Annotated in this window: 13 protein-coding genes; 5 read left to right on the plus strand and 8 right to left on the minus strand. The window is 72.4% G+C overall.

What is annotated here, in order from left to right:
• Positions 1-35: 35 nt before the first annotated feature.
• Genes SGLAU_RS30650 through SGLAU_RS30665 form a run of 4 tightly spaced genes read right to left on the minus strand, consistent with a single transcriptional unit; the run spans position 36 to position 3,985 of the window.
• Complete coding sequence (locus SGLAU_RS30650; RefSeq protein ID WP_043507268.1) at positions 36-887, minus strand: sugar phosphate isomerase/epimerase family protein; 852 nt, start codon at positions 885-887, stop codon at positions 36-38.
• A 32-nt stretch (positions 888-919) separates the two neighbouring features.
• Positions 920-1,756, minus strand: coding sequence for a carbohydrate ABC transporter permease (locus tag SGLAU_RS30655; RefSeq protein WP_043505825.1), 837 nt, complete (start codon positions 1,754-1,756; stop codon positions 920-922).
• Positions 1,750-2,637 carry a carbohydrate ABC transporter permease gene (locus SGLAU_RS30660; RefSeq protein ID WP_043505826.1) on the minus strand — a complete coding sequence of 296 codons (888 nt, stop codon included), beginning with the start codon at positions 2,635-2,637 and terminating at the stop codon, positions 1,750-1,752. The genes SGLAU_RS30655 and SGLAU_RS30660 overlap by 7 nt, the downstream gene beginning before the upstream one ends.
• Before the next feature lie 28 nt (positions 2,638-2,665).
• Positions 2,666-3,985 carry an ABC transporter substrate-binding protein gene (locus SGLAU_RS30665; RefSeq protein WP_043505828.1) on the minus strand — a complete coding sequence of 440 codons (1,320 nt, stop codon included), beginning with the start codon at positions 3,983-3,985 and terminating at the stop codon, positions 2,666-2,668.
• A 371-nt stretch (positions 3,986-4,356) separates the two neighbouring features.
• Here SGLAU_RS30665 and SGLAU_RS30670 point away from each other — a divergent pair, with 371 nt between their 5' ends.
• The 3 genes from SGLAU_RS30670 (at position 4,357) to SGLAU_RS30680 (ending at position 7,731) form a co-directional block, all read left to right on the plus strand.
• Positions 4,357-5,358: an SIS domain-containing protein gene (locus tag SGLAU_RS30670; protein WP_043505829.1), complete on the plus strand. Its 1,002-nt coding sequence runs from the start codon at positions 4,357-4,359 to the stop codon at positions 5,356-5,358.
• 360 nt (positions 5,359-5,718) lie between these two features.
• Positions 5,719-6,588, plus strand: coding sequence for a PfkB family carbohydrate kinase (locus tag SGLAU_RS30675; protein WP_043505830.1), 870 nt, complete (start codon positions 5,719-5,721; stop codon positions 6,586-6,588).
• A gap of 42 nt (positions 6,589-6,630) precedes the next feature.
• Positions 6,631-7,731: a LacI family DNA-binding transcriptional regulator gene (locus tag SGLAU_RS30680; protein WP_043505832.1), complete on the plus strand. Its 1,101-nt coding sequence runs from the start codon at positions 6,631-6,633 to the stop codon at positions 7,729-7,731.
• A 113-nt stretch (positions 7,732-7,844) separates the two neighbouring features.
• Here SGLAU_RS30680 and SGLAU_RS30685 read toward each other — a convergent pair whose 3' ends face one another.
• The 3 genes from SGLAU_RS30685 to manA all read right to left on the minus strand — a co-directional run bounded on the left by SGLAU_RS30685 (position 7,845) and on the right by manA (position 11,176).
• Positions 7,845-8,261, minus strand: coding sequence for a DUF3224 domain-containing protein (locus tag SGLAU_RS30685; RefSeq protein WP_043505833.1), 417 nt, complete (start codon positions 8,259-8,261; stop codon positions 7,845-7,847).
• Between the two features lie 179 nt (positions 8,262-8,440).
• A complete protein-coding gene (locus SGLAU_RS30690) occupies positions 8,441-9,760 on the minus strand; it encodes an ABC transporter substrate-binding protein (protein WP_043505834.1) in 1,320 nt (439 codons plus the stop codon).
• A 204-nt stretch (positions 9,761-9,964) separates the two neighbouring features.
• On the minus strand, positions 9,965-11,176 hold the full coding sequence (gene manA, locus SGLAU_RS30695) for a mannose-6-phosphate isomerase, class I (RefSeq protein ID WP_052413972.1): 1,212 nt from the start codon (positions 11,174-11,176) through the stop codon (positions 9,965-9,967).
• A 390-nt stretch (positions 11,177-11,566) separates the two neighbouring features.
• Here manA and SGLAU_RS30700 point away from each other — a divergent pair, with 390 nt between their 5' ends.
• Together SGLAU_RS30700 and SGLAU_RS30705 are read left to right on the plus strand one after the other, a co-directional pair.
• Entirely contained in the window at positions 11,567-12,835 is a 1,269-nt protein-coding gene (locus SGLAU_RS30700; RefSeq protein ID WP_043507271.1) for a cation:proton antiporter, read from the plus strand.
• Positions 12,836-13,041: 206 nt separating this feature from the next.
• A complete protein-coding gene (locus tag SGLAU_RS30705; protein WP_043505836.1) occupies positions 13,042-13,236 on the plus strand; it encodes a DUF2795 domain-containing protein in 195 nt (64 codons plus the stop codon).
• A gap of 87 nt (positions 13,237-13,323) precedes the next feature.
• On the opposite strand, the gene SGLAU_RS30710 is transcribed toward SGLAU_RS30705, so the two are convergent.
• Positions 13,324-16,152, minus strand: a complete 2,829-nt coding sequence (locus SGLAU_RS30710) for a SpoIIE family protein phosphatase (RefSeq protein WP_043505837.1) — start codon at positions 16,150-16,152, stop codon at positions 13,324-13,326.
• Positions 16,153-16,323: the final 171 nt, after the last annotated feature.

Below are 16,323 nucleotides of genomic sequence, written 5' to 3' on the forward strand. Positions count from 1 at the left end.
ACCGCCGGGCCGGTGCGGTTGCCCGGCTCACGCGGTCATTCCCCGGGCCCGTGCCCGGCGCACCGGCGCACCGCCGCGTCGCACCGCTCCACCGCCGCCCGCGGATCGAGCGCGTACGTGCCGTCGCCGAACAGCTCGAACGTCATCCAGCCGTCGTAGCCGTGCCGCCGGAGGGCCCGCAGGTAGTCGTCCAGGGGAAGCACGCCGTCGCCCCACGCCAGGTGCCCCGCGGGCCGGCCGTCGACCAGGTGGACGTGCTGGATGCGGTCGCCGAGCGCGGCGAAGGCGTCGTCGACGGTTTCGCCGGCCACGGCCATCGTCACCGTGTCGAGCACCGCGCCCAGCCGGCCGGCGCCGATCTCGTCGAGCATGGCCGCCAGCGTGGGCGAGTCGTTGACCAGGTTCGACTCGACACGCTGGAGCGGTTCGAGGACGCACGTCACACCCAGCGTGTCCGCGTAGGCGGCGATGCCGCCGATCGCGTCGACCGACCGCCGCCAGGCGGCGTCCACGGGTTCGTCCTCACCGCCCCGGCCGGGCGTCAGCAGCAGTTTCTCCGCGCCCAGTTCGGCACATATCTCGGCCGCCCGGCGGAACAGGGCGATGCTCCATGCGCGCAGCCAGCCGACCGGGGAGGCCACGTTGACCGGGTACATCACCTGCTCGGGCGTGAGGCAGTACGCCGAGAGGCCGCGTTCCTCGATGCGGCGGCGCAGGTCACGCGCCTCCGCGTCGCCGACCCGCGGGATGTGCAGGTGCGGGGCGATGCCCCAGAGTTCCAGCCTCTCGCGGCCCAGGGCGACCGCGTCGTCCAGGAACCTGTCGAACCGCAGGTGCTGGTAGGCGAAGTTGGACCCGGTCAGCCGCGGCGCCCGGGGGGCCGGCACGGGGTCCTGCCTCCGTACCGGGTCCGAGGCGTTCACTTGCCGACTCCGTCCGCCAGGCCCTTGACGATGTAGCGCTGGCCGAAGAGGAACAGGAACACGACGGGGACCGCGGCGATCACCATGCCGGCGAACACGACGGGGAAGTCCGTGCCGTGCTTGCTCATCAGGCTCGTCAGGCCCACCGGCAGGGTCTGCACGTCGCTGCCGTTGGTGAACACCATGGCGAACAGGTACTCGTTCCACGCGAAGAGCACGTGCAGCAGCACCGTGGACGTGATGATGGGCTTGCACATCGGCAGGATGATCCGCCAGAACGCGGTCCAGCGGCCGGCCCCGTCGATCTGCGCCGCCTCGTCCACCTCGCGCGGCAGGTCGATCATGTAGGCACGGATGAGGAAGGTGGTGAAGGGGACGCGGAAGGCCGTGTAGAGGATGAGCAGCGCCCAGAAGCTGTTGTACAGGCCGATCGACTGGAACATGCGCACCAGCGGGACCAGGGCGACGGTCGGGGTGAGCATGAGCCCGCCCAGGATGACCGCGGTGAGCACCTTGTTGAACGGGATGTCCACCCGCGTCAGTCCGTACGCCGCCCAGGCGCTGATGAAGACGGTGGCCACCGTGGACGTCACCGTGACCAGGACGCTGGTCGCCAGGTAGCCGCTGACACCGCGGTTCCACGCGTCGCGGTAGTTGCCGAAGTCGATGCCGGTGGGCAGCGCGAAGGGGTTGCCGAAGAGTTCGGCGTTGGTCTTGAACCCGTTCAGGACCATCCACAGCAGCGGGTAGAGCACCACGACCGCGAGGCCCAGCAGGAAGGCCCACATGAACAGGCGCGCGATCACGCCGAGGAAGCCGAGACGGCTCACCATTCCACCCTTCTTCTCCGGGTGAACCACAGCTGCGCCATCGCGATCGTGAGGGTGATCACGAAGATCACGGTGCCGATGGCCGCGGCGTGGCCGAAGTCGTTGCGTACGAATCCACTGCGGTACAGCCACGTGCCGAGCACGTGGGTCGAGTTGTCGGGTCCGCCGCTGGTCATCACCATGACCTCGTTGAACACCTGGAAGGCACCCGACACGGTGACCAGGACCATGAGCCCGGTCATCTCCCGCACCAGCGGGAGCGTCACCCGGAAGAAGCGGCGGACGGGACCGGCGCCGTCCAGGGCCGCCGCCTCGTGGAGCTCGGCGGGGATCCGCTGGATGGCGACGGCGAACAGCAGCGTCGAGTAACCGAAGCCCTGCCACTGGCTCATCGCGATGACCGCCGTCATGGCGGTGCTCTCCTGGCCCAGCCAGGCGTGGTCGAACGTGCCGGGCGCGACCGCCTCCAGCGCGTGGTTGAGCAGGCCGAGGTTGGGCTCGTAGATGAAGTAGAAGAGCAGTCCCGCGACGGTCAGTGAGATCGCGGAGGGGATGAAGTAGATCGTCCGGAGGGCGCGCTGCCACCGCGTACTGCGGATGCTCTCCACGAGCGCGGCGAGCAGCAGGGCGCCGAAGACCTGGAAGACGACCGACAGCAGGGCGTACCAGAGGTTGTTGGTGAAGGAGGTCCAGAAGACCGGGTCGGCGAACAGGTCGCGGTAGTTGTCCAGGCCGGCGAACTCCTGGCTGCCGCTGTAGATGTCCCAGGTCAGCGTCGAGTAACCGAAGTTCTGGACGAGCGGGAGGTAGACGAAGACCGCGAGCAGGACGAGGGCCGGCGCGGTCCACGCGAGCCCGGCTGCCCTTCGGTACAGAGTGCGCACCGGATCGATTCCCTTCAGCCCGCGCCGGTCACTTGGCGGAGTCCGAGGCCCGGCGCACGCTGTCCATGACCTGCTCGGGCGACTTGCTGCCGCTGATGAGCGCCTCGCCGCCGGCCAGCCACGCGTCGGCGACCTCCGGAGCGGTGACCATGTCCAGCCAGCCGGCCAGCCGCGGGGCCTTGTTGACCAGGTCGATCCCCTCCTGGACGGCCTTGCTGGACGTCTGCGGCGTCACCGCGCCGACCACGGTGCTCGGCTGGCCGTAGGGCGGCGCGGACAGGGTCTTCGCGTGGGCGGCGCTCGTGACGAACTTCATGAAGTCCACGGCGAGAGCCGCGCGCGGCGAGCGGGCGTTGACGAAGTACCCCTCGGGTGCGCCCTCGACGATCCTCGGGTCCCCCTTGGCCTCGGCGGCGCCGGGCAGCGGGAAGATGCCCAGGTCGTCGGGCTCGAGCGCGCCGCCGGAGGTGGTGTTGTCGAACTCCAGGATCTCCTGGTAGTACATGGCGGCCCTGCCCTGCCCGAACGCCTCCTGCGCCGAGGTGTAGAGGACGCCGTTGGTGCCGCGTCCGGTGTCGGTGCAGCGGGACACCAGCGTCCGGAATTGCTCGAGGGCGATCGGGTAGCCGGGGTCGTCCCAGGTGGCGGTCTCCGGGTCGTAGTCGCTCTCGCGGACGTCGGCCGGCACGTTGTGGGCGAAGAGCTGCTGGAGGTAGTGCAGGGCGGGCCAGCCGTCCTTGTTGCCGAAGGCGATGGGCTCGTAGCCGGCCTCGCGCAGGTCCGGGCAGGCGGCGATCAGCTCTTCGAAGGTCTTCGGCACCTCGACGCCGGCCTTGTCGAAGGCCGCCTTGTTGTAGCCCATGAACTTGCCGTTGTTGTAGAGCGGGACGCCGTAGTAGCGGCCGTCGTGCGCGAACGCCGACAGCGCCGGCTCGCTGAAGGTGGCGCCCCACGCGGTGCCGGGGCCGATCACCTCGGTGAGGTCGGCCGCGCGGCCTCCGCGGATGAAGTTCTCCGCCCAGTTGCCCGTCCAGGTGAAGTAGATGTCGGGCAGGGCGTCCGACGCGGTCAGCGTCTTGGTCTTGTCCTTGATGCTCTGGTCGGTCTCCTGGATCAGTTCGACGTCCACTTTCGGGTGCTCGCGCTCGTACGCGGCGGCGAGGTCCTCGAAGTAGGGCTCCAGGGGTTCGCCCGCGAACTTGGTGAGGATGCTCAGGGTGCCGGAGTACTCCGGCTTGGCGGTCACGTCGGCCGCGGGACCCTTCGCCGGTCCGGCGAAGCAGCCGGTGAGGACGAGTGCCGAGGCCCCGAGGAGTGCCGCGGACCGCGTCAGTGCACGTGCGCGCATGGGCGTCCTTTCGTCGATGGGAGGGCCCGCCGAAGGCGCGGGCGCGTCGGATCCGCTGCGGGGGTCCGGGGGACGGCCGCTGGCGTGCGGCGACTGTACAGAGAATCTGATACCGGTACCAGGGTTGGAGTGAAGATCTTCTTCGGAAAGGCATGGCGGCACCGCCGCGGCGGGCTGCCGGGTGACCGGTTCCGGTGCCGACACGCCAACAAAAGTCCAGGTCGCGTCCGTTGGCAGGGCGGATCGCAGGGCTGGGTGCAGCCCCTGCCTGTTGACGCCGCCGGTGCGCTGTGTCAGCGTGTGGCCCGCGTGATACCGGTATCAGGTCGCTCAGCGCCGCCGGCCGCACCCGTTCCCGAAAGGACGCGAAGATGCTCGGATTCGACGAGCCGGAATTCCTCTCCCAGCTGGCGAGCACGGTGGCCCTGCGCCCCCGGATCGAGGAACTCGCCGACCGCCTCACGGACGACGGCTTCGACAACCTCTTCCTCGTCGGCGCCGGCGGCACCTACGCCCAGATGTGGCCGTACGAACGACTCGCCCGCCGCACCTCGACGCTGCCCGTCCACGCCGTCATCGCGGCGGAACTGGTCACCGGGGGAGAGGCGACGCTCGGCGAGCGCTCGGTCGCCGTCTTCACCTCGGTGTCGGGCACCACCGAGGACAGCCTCCGGGCCATCGAGTACTGCAAGGCGAAGGGGGTCCGCACCGTCGGATTCACGGGCTACGCCGAGTCCCCCGTCGCCCTGAGCGTGGACGTGGCCCTCGTCTCCGAGCCGAAGGCCTGGCCGTTCGACCCGCAGATGCTGCTGTTCATGGGGCGGCTGCTCGCCCGCCGCGGCGAGTTCGACGGGTACGAGAAGCTCGCCGGCGAACTCGCCGGACTGCCCGGCATCCTCCTCGACGTGGCACGGCAGGCCGAGCCGACGGCCGCCGCCTTCGCCGAGGCGCACAAGGACACGGACTACCACTTCCTCGTCGGCGGCGGGAACCTGTGGGGGTTCACCTACCTGTACTCCATGTGCATCCTCGAGGAGATGCAGTGGCTGCGCACCACCCGCGTGCACAGCGCCGAGTTCTTCCACGGCTCCCTGGAACTCCTCGAAGAGGACACGAGCGTGATCGTCTTCCAGGGCGAGGACGAGACCCGCGCCCTCACCGACCGGGTCGAGGCCTTCGCCAAGCGCATCTCCCGCGACGTGACCGTCTTCGACACCCGCGACCACCCGCTGCCCGGCATCAGCCCGGAGTTCCGCGGCCTGCTCGCGCCGCTGGTGCTCGACACCGTCATGGGGCGGGTCAGCAAGCACCTGGAGCGGGTGCGCGGACACTCGCTCGACCTGCGCCGCTACTACCGCGTCATGGACTACTGACAGGCGCGGCCGGCCGCTGCCGCACCGGGAACCACTCCTGCGCAGCGGCCGGCACGGCGCGCCCCGGCGTGGCACGGCCCGGCCGTGCCCGGTGCGGCTCGGCGAGGCCCGGCGGGGCGGCCTCGTCCCGCCCGGGGCTGCGGCGCAGGGCCGTCGTCCGGCTCGCGTCGTCCCGCTTCTTCCGCTGCCGCCGTCCCGGTTCGTACGGCCGGCACTCCGCGACGACCGGTCGGCCTCCGCCCTTCGCCCTTCGCAGTCCGCACCCGCAGTCCGCACCCGCCGCCCGGCACCGAGTCCGGTGCCGGGCGCCCGTCCGTGCCCCCGCCCCGTGGCGTGCCGGGCCAGCGCACAGGAGAACCCATGAGAGTCCTCGGCTTCGGCGACAACATCGTCGACCGGTTCGTCGACCGCGGCATCGACTACCCGGGCGGCAACAGCGTGAACGTGGCCGTCTACGCCAGGCGCCTCGGTCTGGAGGCGGCGTACCTCGGGGTGTTCGGGGACGACGCCCTCGGCCGTTTCCTGCGCGAGGCCATCGCGGACACCGGGGTCGCCGTCGACCACTGCGCCGTGCGCGCCGGCGAGAGCGGTGTGTCCACCCTCCGGGTCGACTCCGGCGACCGTGTCTTCCTCGGCTGGAACGGAGGCGGCGTCACCGTGCGCGAGCCGCTGGTCCTCGACGGCCGTCTGCTCGCCTACGTGTCCTCCTTCGACCTGGTGCACTCCAGCGTGTACTCGGGCAGCGAGGACGAACTGCCCAAGCTCGCCGGGCTCGACACCCTGACGACCTTCGACCTGTCCAGCGAGGAGGAGTACCGCTCGCCCGGCTACCTGGACCGCGTCTGCCCGTACGCCGACCTCGTGCTGCTGTCCTGCTCGCACCTGGACGAGACGGCCACCCGCGACCTGCTGGCCGAGGCGGTGCGGCGCGGCGCCGGACTCGCCCTCGCCACCCGCGGCGCCGAGGGCGCCCTCGCCCACGACGGCCGTACGACCGTGGCGGCGCCGGCCCGCCCGCTGGACGACGGGGCTCCCGTCGACACGATGGGCTGCGGTGACGCCTTCCTTGCCGGGTTCGTGGTGTCGCTGCTGCGCGCGGGATGGCGCAGGACGGCCAGGCCCGAGCGCCGCCAACTGGAGCGCGCGCTGCACGACGGGGCCGACGCCGCCCACGACCAGTGCTTCACCGAGGCGGCATTCGGCCGTGGCCGGCCCACCGTCTCTGTCTAGCATGTGGACAGCCGTCGATCACGAGAAGCGAGGTAGCGAGCGATGCCAGGAGAGCGGCCCCGCCCGTCGGCGTCCCCGACGATCTCCGAGGTGGCCGCGGAGGCCGGGGTGGGCCGCGCGACCGCCGCCCGCACGCTCGGCGGATACGGCTACGTCAGCCCGGAGCTGAAAGAGCGGGTGCTCGCCGCGGCCGAGAAGCTCGGCTACCGCGCGAACGCGCTGGCCCGCAGCATGTCGACCGGGGTGACCCACACCCTCGGGGTCATCGTCGCGGACATCGGCAACCCGTTCTTCGCGGGCGTCGTGCGCGGGATCTGCGACACCTCCCGCGCCCGCGGATTCGACACCCTGGTCGTCAGTACGTACGAGCGGCTCGACGAGGAGGTGGCGGCCGCCAACGTCCTCATCGACAAGCGCGTCGACGGCATCATCGTCGCGTCGGCGGCGGTCGACCGTTCCTCGGTGGGCCACATCCGCACGGCCCTCGACCGCGGCATCCCGGTGGTCCTGGTCGACCGAGCGGTGCCCTCGCTCGATCTGGACGCCGTCGTCATCGACAACCGGGACGCGGCCCGCGAGGCGGTGGAGAAGCTCATCGCGGCCGGTCACCGGCGTATCGGCTTCGTCTGGGGGCCGCCGGTCGACAAGGCCCCGGCGACCCGCCGGGAACTGATCGCCGCCGCGTCCCGCAATCTGTGGACCGACGGGGAGCGGCTGCGCGGATACCTCGACGCGCTCGACGACGCGGGCATCCCCTTCGACCCCGAACTGGTGATGGTCGGGCCGAAGGTGGAGGAGCGGGCGGCCCGGGAGGTCGCCCGGATGCTCGGTCTCCCCGACCGCGTCACTGCGCTGTTCTGCACCGAGACCGACGGTGTCACCGGCGCGCTGCGCGCCATCCGCGCCCGGGAGTTGTCGTGCCCCGGCGATGTGTCCCTGATCGGGTTCGACGACAGCGCCTGGGCGGCGGTCATGGTGCCACCGCTGACCATGATCGAGCAGCCGGTGCAGCAGCTCGGGTCGACGGCCGCCGAAGTGCTGCTCGACGTCCTCGCGGGAGCCGAGCCCCGCCGCGCGATGCACACCCTGCGCACCCGCCTCGTGGACCGTTCGTCGGTGGCGCCGCCGCCCGCCCCGGCCTGAGAGGGGGCTGCGCCGGCCGTGCCGCCGGGCCCTGGCCGGCCCGCACGAGCCGGCGGGCCGGGGGCCGTACCCGCCGTCGGGCAGGTACGGCCGCCACTCGCGCGCCGCGCCGGTCAGCGCGCCGCTTCCAGCTCGTACTCGAACCAGACGCGGTGCGTACCGTCGGCGTCGACGGCGATACCACCCGTCCCGGAGATCCCGGCCAGCTCCCCCGTGCCGCTCGAGGGCACGACGGTGAAGAACGCCGCTGTCCGGTCGCTGCCCGACGTCGTCGCCGAGTGGACGAAGTTGAAGGCGCCGGCCCGGCCGCGCAGCGTGCCTTCGAACGACTCCATCGCCACGTAGGTGCCGGCGCCGGCCGACTCGTCGTACGCCGCGGTGAACACGGTCGCCGAGCGGCCCGCGACCTCGCCCTCGAAGTGCTTCTCCATCGTCGCGACACTCACCGGGAGCCCGGTGGGCACGACCGGGTCCGGTTCCAGGCCGGTGGGGACGAACGCTTTGACGACGAAGGTTCCTGTAGCTCTCATGGAGGGACCGTACCGGGGAGGTCTGACACTCCCCTCCCGCCCTTGGCGGCCGTCACCGAGCGGAGCGTCGTACCGCTGGTCGGCGGCTCGCTCGGCCCGGGTGGTCCGCGGTGCGGCGGGCCGCCCCGTCCGCCGGTCCGGGCGGGGCGGTGACGGCCGGGGGAGGAGGGCCGGCCGGGTCAGGACCCGATGGTGCCGGCCGCCTCGTTCCACCTCTGGTCGAGGTCCGCGAGGAAGTCCTCGAGGCTGCCGTCCTGGGCACCGCGCGCGATGTCCACGAGCTTCTGCCGGTAGTCCGGCTTGTTCAGGCCGATCTCGGCGGCGTTGTCGATGTCGTTCACCGCGCCGGTCCTGGCCTCGGAGCGCTCCAGGAAGGTGACATCGTTGTCGACGAAGTCGTCGAGCGTGTCGGGCATCGGAGCGGACCGCAGGGCGGGCACCGCGCCTTCCTTCGCCGGGAAACCGGACTTCTCGGTGAACCAGTCGACCCAGGCCCGTGCGGCGGTCTTGTGGCCGGAGTGGACGCTGACCGCCTGCTGGTAGTCGGAGGCGAGGACGGCGCAGTACTTGCCGCCCTTGCGCACCGGGAACGGCATGAAGCCGATGTCGTCGGGGTCGGTGCCGGCCTTCTCGGCCGCGGCCCGCATCTGGGTGATGGCCCAGGAGCCGAGCTGCATGGTGGCGACCTCGCCCCGGGCGATCATGCCCTTGGACGCCTCCCAGTTCGTGGTGCTGGGGTCCTTCTCGGACAGCCCGCCCGCCACGATGCCGTACAGCAGCGAGTCGACGGTGTGCAGGTCGCCGCCCCGCTTCCAGGGGGACACGGGACCGGCGAGCTTGTCGTTGGCCTCGGCGTCGCAGGTGACCGAGCCGATGTTGTTGCTCCACGAGGTGAGCGGCCAGCCGTCCTTGAAGTTGGTGTAGTACGGCAGCGCGTCCGTCCTGGCCTCGATCGCCTTCAGGTCGTCCAGGAACTCCCGCGGCGTGGTCGGCCAGTCGGTGATGCCGGCCTTCCTCCACACGGCCTTGTTGTACAGGAAGCCGTTGGCGGTCCCGAAGGTGCTGATGCCGTAGACCTTGCCGCCGACCTCGGCCTTGTCGCTGAAGCGGTACTTGTCGCCCAGTTCCGCGGCGCTGCCCAGCGGGGCGAAGAACTTCGGATAGTCGTTCTTGGCGACCGCGGCCGGGATCATCAGGACGTCACCGTAGTCGTCGGTGTTCATCCGGATCTTGACCTCACCCTCGTAGTCGGTGAGCCCCTCGAACTCCACCTTCACCTCGGGGTAGATCTTGTTGAACTCGGCGGCGTACTTCTTCATCGTCCCGTTCTGCACGAGGTCCGTGCGGTGGGTCAGCACCGTGATGGTGCCCGAGGCGTCGGCGGGGTCGGCGGGTGCCGTGGCGGCCTCACCGGACACCGCGCCCTGGCCGCTGCATCCCGCGACAGTCATGATCGCGGCGGCCAGAAGCGTCCCCGTGAGCGATCTCTTCTTCCCCATGTGCCCAGCTCCTTCAGGATCGCGGCTCAGCTCTGCGGGTGGGATGTCGGCACTATGTCAGTCGGCGGTTAACCGGTAAAGCGAAGATTTCGATCGCGATGCCCAATCGTTACCGGGCTGCGCGAACGCATGCTGTCAGATGCGGAGATCACGTACCGACCGGGTTCCGGTCGGGCGCTAGACCGGTTTATGGAGGAGGGCTCGTCAGCAGGCCGGGTCGACCAGTGCTGTCCGTCCGCCGGCCGTTGCCCGGAACAGCGTTCCGGCCCCGGAGACGGCGACCTCCTCCCCGGCCCGCACGTAGGCGGACCCGCCCGCCGTGAGCAGGACCTCGTCCCCGGCGGCGGTGAGGCGTACCGCGCCCTCGGTGCACACCAGGATCTGCGGCCCGGATCCGCTCAGGGCGCGGGCGCCGTCCCCTGCCTCCCGGACGAGACGCGACAGCCGGAAGTCGTCGACGGGCGCCGGGTACACCTCCTCGCCGTCCCCCGTGCGCACCGGGCGCACCACGGGCGACCGGAGGGCGGCGAAGCGGACCACGCGCAGCAGCTCGGGGACGTCCACGTGCTTGCCCGTCAGGCCGCAGCGCAGCACGTTGTCCGACGCCGCCATGATCTCCACGCCCAGTCCCCGCAGATAGGCGTGGGGCACGCCGGCCCCGAGGAACAGGGCTTCGCCGGGTGCCAGCCGGACGTGGCGGACCAGCAGGGCGGCCGCCGCGCCGGGATCACCCGGGTACGCCTGGCAGATCCCGGCGTGGACGGCGAACAGCTCCCGCAGCGGGCCGCTCCGCCGGGCGGCGGACGACAACGCGTGGCCGAGCTCGGCCAGCCGGCGCGGCGACAGGGCCAGGAACGCGGAGAACACCTCGCGCAGGGCCTGCTCCTGCGGTGCCGAGCGGAGCGTTCCGGCGTACGGGGCCAGCCAGTCCAGGTCCAGGGCGGCCAGCAGTCCGGCGCTCTCGTGCGGGGCCCGGAACCCGCAGAGCCCTTCGAACGGAGTGAGGGCGACGATCATCTCCGGCTTGTGCTGCCGGTCGCGGTACGTGCGGTGCGGGGCGTCCAGGGGGATGCCCCGGGCGTCCTCCCGCGCGTATCCGGCGGCTGCCTGGTCCGCGTCGGGGTGCACCTGGAGGGACAGCGGGGCGTCGGCGGCCAGCAGCTTGACGAGGAAGGGCAGTCGCGGGCCGAAGCGGTGCACGACCGCGTCACCCAGCTCGCCCCGGGGGTCCTCCCCGATGATCCGGTCCAGCCCTCGCAGGCGTCCGTCGCGCCGCACCCGGGAGGGTGCGCCGGGGTGCGCGCCCATCCACAGCTCCGCCTGCGGCGAGCCGTCCGGTTCGGTGCCCATCAGTGCGGGAAGCGCGGTGACCGAGCCCCAGGGGTAGGGGCGGACGGTGTTGACGAGGTGGTCCATGGACGGGTCTTCCTTTCGGACGGTCGCCTGACGCCGTGCCGGGCGGCCGGCTGCGGAGCCGGCCGCCCGGCGGCTCGACGCGAGTCGGTGCGGGAGCGGCAGGCGGGAAGGCCTGCGCACGGTGGGCTGACGGCCGCCGTGCCGCCCCCCCGGGGACCGAACTCTGCCCAGTCTTGACAACGTTGTCCAATTCGGCGGCCGGGTTTAGTCATCGTTCAGCAAAGTCGACGAACTGGGGCCCGCGAACACGCGACGAGACCGTGCGACCGGTTCAGTGGCGTGCCGGAAGATGCACCCTTTCGAGTGACTGGCGGGTCCTGAGGGGTACGCGGAGTCGACCGGGAGGGCCCGGCGGGCCCGGCAGGCGGAGTGAAGGGAGCGACCGGCGCGGTGACGATCGGCGACGCCGTGTTCATGTGGCTGGGGGCGGGTGCGCTGCTCGCGGCGGTGCTGCCACGAGTGGTGGCGGGCCGGGCGCTGTCCATGCCCCTGGTCTTCCTGGTGGGCGGCATCGCCGTGTACCTGCTGCCGTTGCCGCTGCCGGAGATCGATCCGGTGGACGACCGGCTGGTGACGGAGCACATCACCGAGATCTGCGTGATCATCGCCCTGATGGGAGCCGGGCTGGCACTCAACCGGCCCGTCGGACGCCGCCGGTGGGGCACCACGTGGCGGCTGCTGGGCGTCACCATGCCGCTGACCGTGGCGGGCACCGCCCTCACGGCGTGGTGGCTGCTGGACTGGCCGCCCGCCGCCGCGCTGCTGCTGGCCGCCGTCCTCGCGCCGACCGACCCGGTGCTCGCCTCCGAGGTGCGGGTGGGGGAGCCGACCGAGGACGAGCACGACGAGGACGAGGTGCGGTTCGCCCTCACCAGCGAGGCGGGCCTGAACGACGGTCTGGCCTTCCCGCTGACGTACGCTGCGGTCGCGCTGGCGGCTGCCGCGGGCGGCGGCTGGTCCTCGGACTGGCTCGGCGGGTGGGCGCTGGAGGACGTGGCGGTCAAGTGCGCGATCGGCGTGCTCAGCGGATGGCTCGTCGGCCGGCTGCTGGGCTGGCTCTTCTTCCGGGCCCGTTCCCCGGTCCTTCGGCTGTCGGAGCACCGGGAGGGCTTCGTGGCGCTGGGCGCGACGTTCCTGGCGTACGGGGTGACCGAGATGCTCCACGGCTACGGCTTCCTCGCCGTGTTCGTCACCGCGTGCGCGATCCGGGCGGCGGAGCGCGCCCACGGCTTCCACAACGTCCTGCACGACTTCGTGGAACAGGTGGAGCGTCTGTTCACCGCCGTACTGCTGTTCCTGCTCGGCGCGTTCATCGCGCTGGGCGCACTCGCCCCGCTGACGTGGCAGGGCGCCGTCACCGGGCTGGTGCTGCTCTGCCTGATCCGGCCGCTGTCCGGCTGGGCCGGTCTGCTCGGCAGGCGCATGCGGCGCAGGGAACGCTGGGTGATCGCGGCCTACGGCATCCGTGGCATCGGCTCGCTCTACTACCTCGCCTACGCCCTCGGGCAGCAATCCTTCCCCGTGCCGGCGCGGGAGCTGTGGGCGGTCGTGACGTTCACCGTGCTCGCCTCCGTCGTCCTGCACGGGGTCACGGCCGGACCCGTCGTGACCCGTCTCGACCGATGGCGCGGAACGACGCCGCCGCACGAGCGGGACTGACGCCGGTCCCGCGCCGGGGGTCCCGCCCGGCGGGCGGCGCCGCACCCCCGGGCCGGCCACGCCCGACGCCCGGCGCGCCTGGATGTACGAGTGTGCGCCCGGCCGACATGCGCGCTCTGTCCCCTGTGGTCACGATGTACGTGCCGGAGCCTGTCCGGCGCCACGGATTCCACCAGGGAAGCCATCAGCACAGCAAGGAGACCGCCATGGCGAGCATCAGTCCGATCGACCTGCAGAAGGCCCTCAAGGGCGCCGACTATCCCGCCAGCCGGGACGACCTGGTCTCGCTGGCCAAGGACAACGGTGCGGACGACGTCCTCGTCGAGAAGCTCGCCAACGCGCCCACGGAGGAGTTCGGCGGCCCCGACGACGTCCAGAAGGTCGTCTTCCAGAACGAGTAGCGCCGCGCGGGGCCGGGCCCCGAGGGCGGGGTCCCGACGCACTCCAACGGTCCGGTCGTCGCCGCGGCCGGCGGCCGGCTGGGCGGGTCAGCCCGGGTCGTCGAACATGGCCAGCAGGGCCTGCTCGTCCGTCTCCGGCGCGGGCTGTTCCGGCTGCGGGATCTGCTCGGCCCACACCGTCTTGCCCTGCGGCATGTAGCGGGCGCCCCAGCTCTTGGTGTACTGCGCCACCAGGAACAGGCCGCGCCCGCCCTCCTCGGTCGTGGCCGCCCGCCGGATGCGCGGGGAGGTGTTGCTGCGGTCGGACACCTCGCAGATCAGTGAGTCGTCGCGCAGCAACCGCAGGCTCACCGGTCCCTGGCCGCCGTAGCGCACGGCGTTGGTGACCAGCTCGCTGACCACCAGCCCGGTGCTGAAGTCCAGTTCCGGCATGCCCCACTCGGCGAGCTGGGCCCGGGTGAGCGCCCTGGCCCGTGCCACGGCCGCGGGCTCGGACGGGAACTCCCAGCACGCCACCCGTTCCTCGGGCAGCGCGTGCACCCGGGCCAGCAGGAGGGCCACGTCGTCGTGCGGGCCGCCGGGCGGGAGGGTGTCCGCGACCCGGTCGCAGATGTCCTCGAGCGCCGGACCGGCGCCCTCCAGCGCGGCCAGCAGCCGGCCGGTGCGCGCGTCGGTGTCCCCGTAGCCGCGGCTCTCCTTGAGCAGGCCGTCGGTGTACATCGTCAGCAGACTGCCCGGGGGCAGCTCGACGGTGGCGGACTCGTACGGCTGGAGGCCGCCGAGTCCGAGCGGCGGACCCGCCGGTACGTCGATCAGCTCCGCCTTGCCGCCCGGCGTCAGCACGGCGGGCGGGGGATGACCGGCCCTCGCGGCCGTGCAGCGGGAGGACACCGGGTCGTAGATCGCGTACAGGCAGGTCGCCCCGGTCGCCGGGTCCTGCTCGCCGGCCGATTCGTCGGGGGCGCGGCTGACCAGGTCGTCCAGATGGGCCAGCACCTCCTCGGGCAGCAGGTCGAGACCGGCCAGCGTGCGTACCGCGGTGCGCAGCCGGCCCATGGTCGCCGCCGCCTGCAGACCGTTCCCGGGCACGTCCCCGACGACCAGCGCCACGCGCATCCCGGACAGCGGGATCGCGTCGAACCAGTCGCCGCCCACGCCCGCCCTGGCGTCCGCGGGCAGATAGCGCGTGGCCAGGTCGACGGTGCTCAGCCGGGGCAGGATGCGCGGCAGCAGGCTGCGCTGGAGGGTGAGGGAGGCGTGGTGCTCCCGGCGGTAGCGGCGGGCGTTGTCGATGCTGATCGCGGCGCGGGCGGCCAGTTCGCCCGCCAGCGTCAGGTCGTCCTCCTCGTACGGCTTGTTCCTGCCGCGGCGGTAGAACCCCGCCAGCCCCAGCAGGGAGCCCCGCGCGGACAGCGGAGCGGCCAGGTAGGAGTGCTCGCCCTCACCGAGCAGGCCGACGGGGTGCACCCGGCCGGCCGGGTCGCCGGCCAGGGCGGCGGTCACCACCGAGTCCGTGACCGGCTGCCCGGCGTCCAGGCACCGCGCCTGGGGCGTACCGGCGGGGAAGCCGCTCGGCTCGTCCACGCCGCCGGTCCTGGTGCCGCGGGAGTCCTCGCCCGCCCAGACGGCCACCCGGCGCAGCGCCGCGCCGGGGCGCAGCCGCCCGGGCGGTGGCTCCTCGCCCGCCAGGACGCCCTCGACCAGGTCGACGACGACCACGTCGGCGAAGCGCGGCACGGCGATTTCCGCCAGCTCCTCGGCGGTGCGCCGCATGTCCAGGGTGGTGCCGAGCCGGGCGCCCGCCTCGTTCAGCAGGGACAGCCGCCCACGGGCCTCGGCGGCGAGCCGGCCCACGCCCGGCTCGCCCACCAGCAGCAGCCATGCGTCGGCCGGCCCCGCGGCGTGCGGTTCGGACGGCGTACCGGGGTCCTTCGCCCCCGCTGTTCCGGTGGGCCGGTCCAGGAGCGGCACGTGGCGGCCGTCGGGGGCCGTGACGGTGCCGGGGCCGCCGCGCGCCGGCGAGCCGCCCGCGTCGCGGAAGCTGACCTCGACCGCCGCGCCCTCCGCGTCGCCGTGGTGCAGCTCCCGGCGGCGCAGCACGGCGACGCGACTGCCCGCGAGCGGCACCTCGGCGAACTCCTCACCGGGTGAGGAGATCAGGTCGACGGCGCGTTCCAGGAGTGTCAGCCGCTCCTGCGCGGCCAGCCGGGGGGCCGTTCCGCCGGGCCGGGACAGCTCACCCGAGTCGAGGTGCAGCTCGGCGTGACCGCCGCGCTCCCTGGCCCGGTGGAAGGAGTCCATGAGCTCCAGCTCCCTGGCCGTGCTCAGCTCCAGCAGGCGTTCCCCGATGCGTTCGGTGGCGTCCTGCAGGACGAGCGCCATGCCCGGGTCGGCCAGCGCCCGGGGCACGGAGAGGTTGACCGCGCCCCGCACGGTGCCGCCCACCGGGTCGCGCACCGGCGCGGCCATGCAGGTCAGCTCCTTGAGCCCGTGCAGGAAGTGTTCGTGGCCGACGACCACGAACGGCGCCCGGGTGCTCAGCACCATGCTGACGCTGCTGGTGCCCATGAACCGCTCGTCGACGTTGGCGCCGGGCACCAGGGAGGCGGCGTCCATGAGTTCCAGCCCCGCCGGGTCGCCCCAGCGCTCGACGATGTTGGCCCGTGAGTCGGCCAGGGCCACGGTCACCGGCACGCCCGCGAACCGTTCGCGCAGCCGGGCCAGCACCGGCGCGGCCGCCCTGATCAGCCGGGAGTCGGGGTCCAGGTCCCGCTCGACGGGCAGGTCCGCTCTCTCGCGGTCGATGCCGAGCGACTGCGAGCGCTGCCAGGAGGCCAGGATCTCCGGCCGTACCCCGCCGGCCGGCGGCCTCCGGTCGTCGCGATCACTGCCCGGAGCAGTTGGATACGAATCCACGGCATAAGGATAATCGGGCAAATGGGGCATCTGCTCGGTGTGGGTGCTCCCGGGCCCCCGGCGGACGGCAGCGGGACCGGCCGCCCGGACGCGGGCGCCGGTACGGGCGTCGACGTCCCCCAGGGCGAGGCCGGACCCGGTCAGGGCCGGCGGGAGGCCGTCGTCGGCCGG

It is taken from the genome of Streptomyces glaucescens (assembly GCF_000761215.1).
GTDB classification, from domain to species: domain Bacteria; phylum Actinomycetota; class Actinomycetes; order Streptomycetales; family Streptomycetaceae; genus Streptomyces; species Streptomyces glaucescens_B.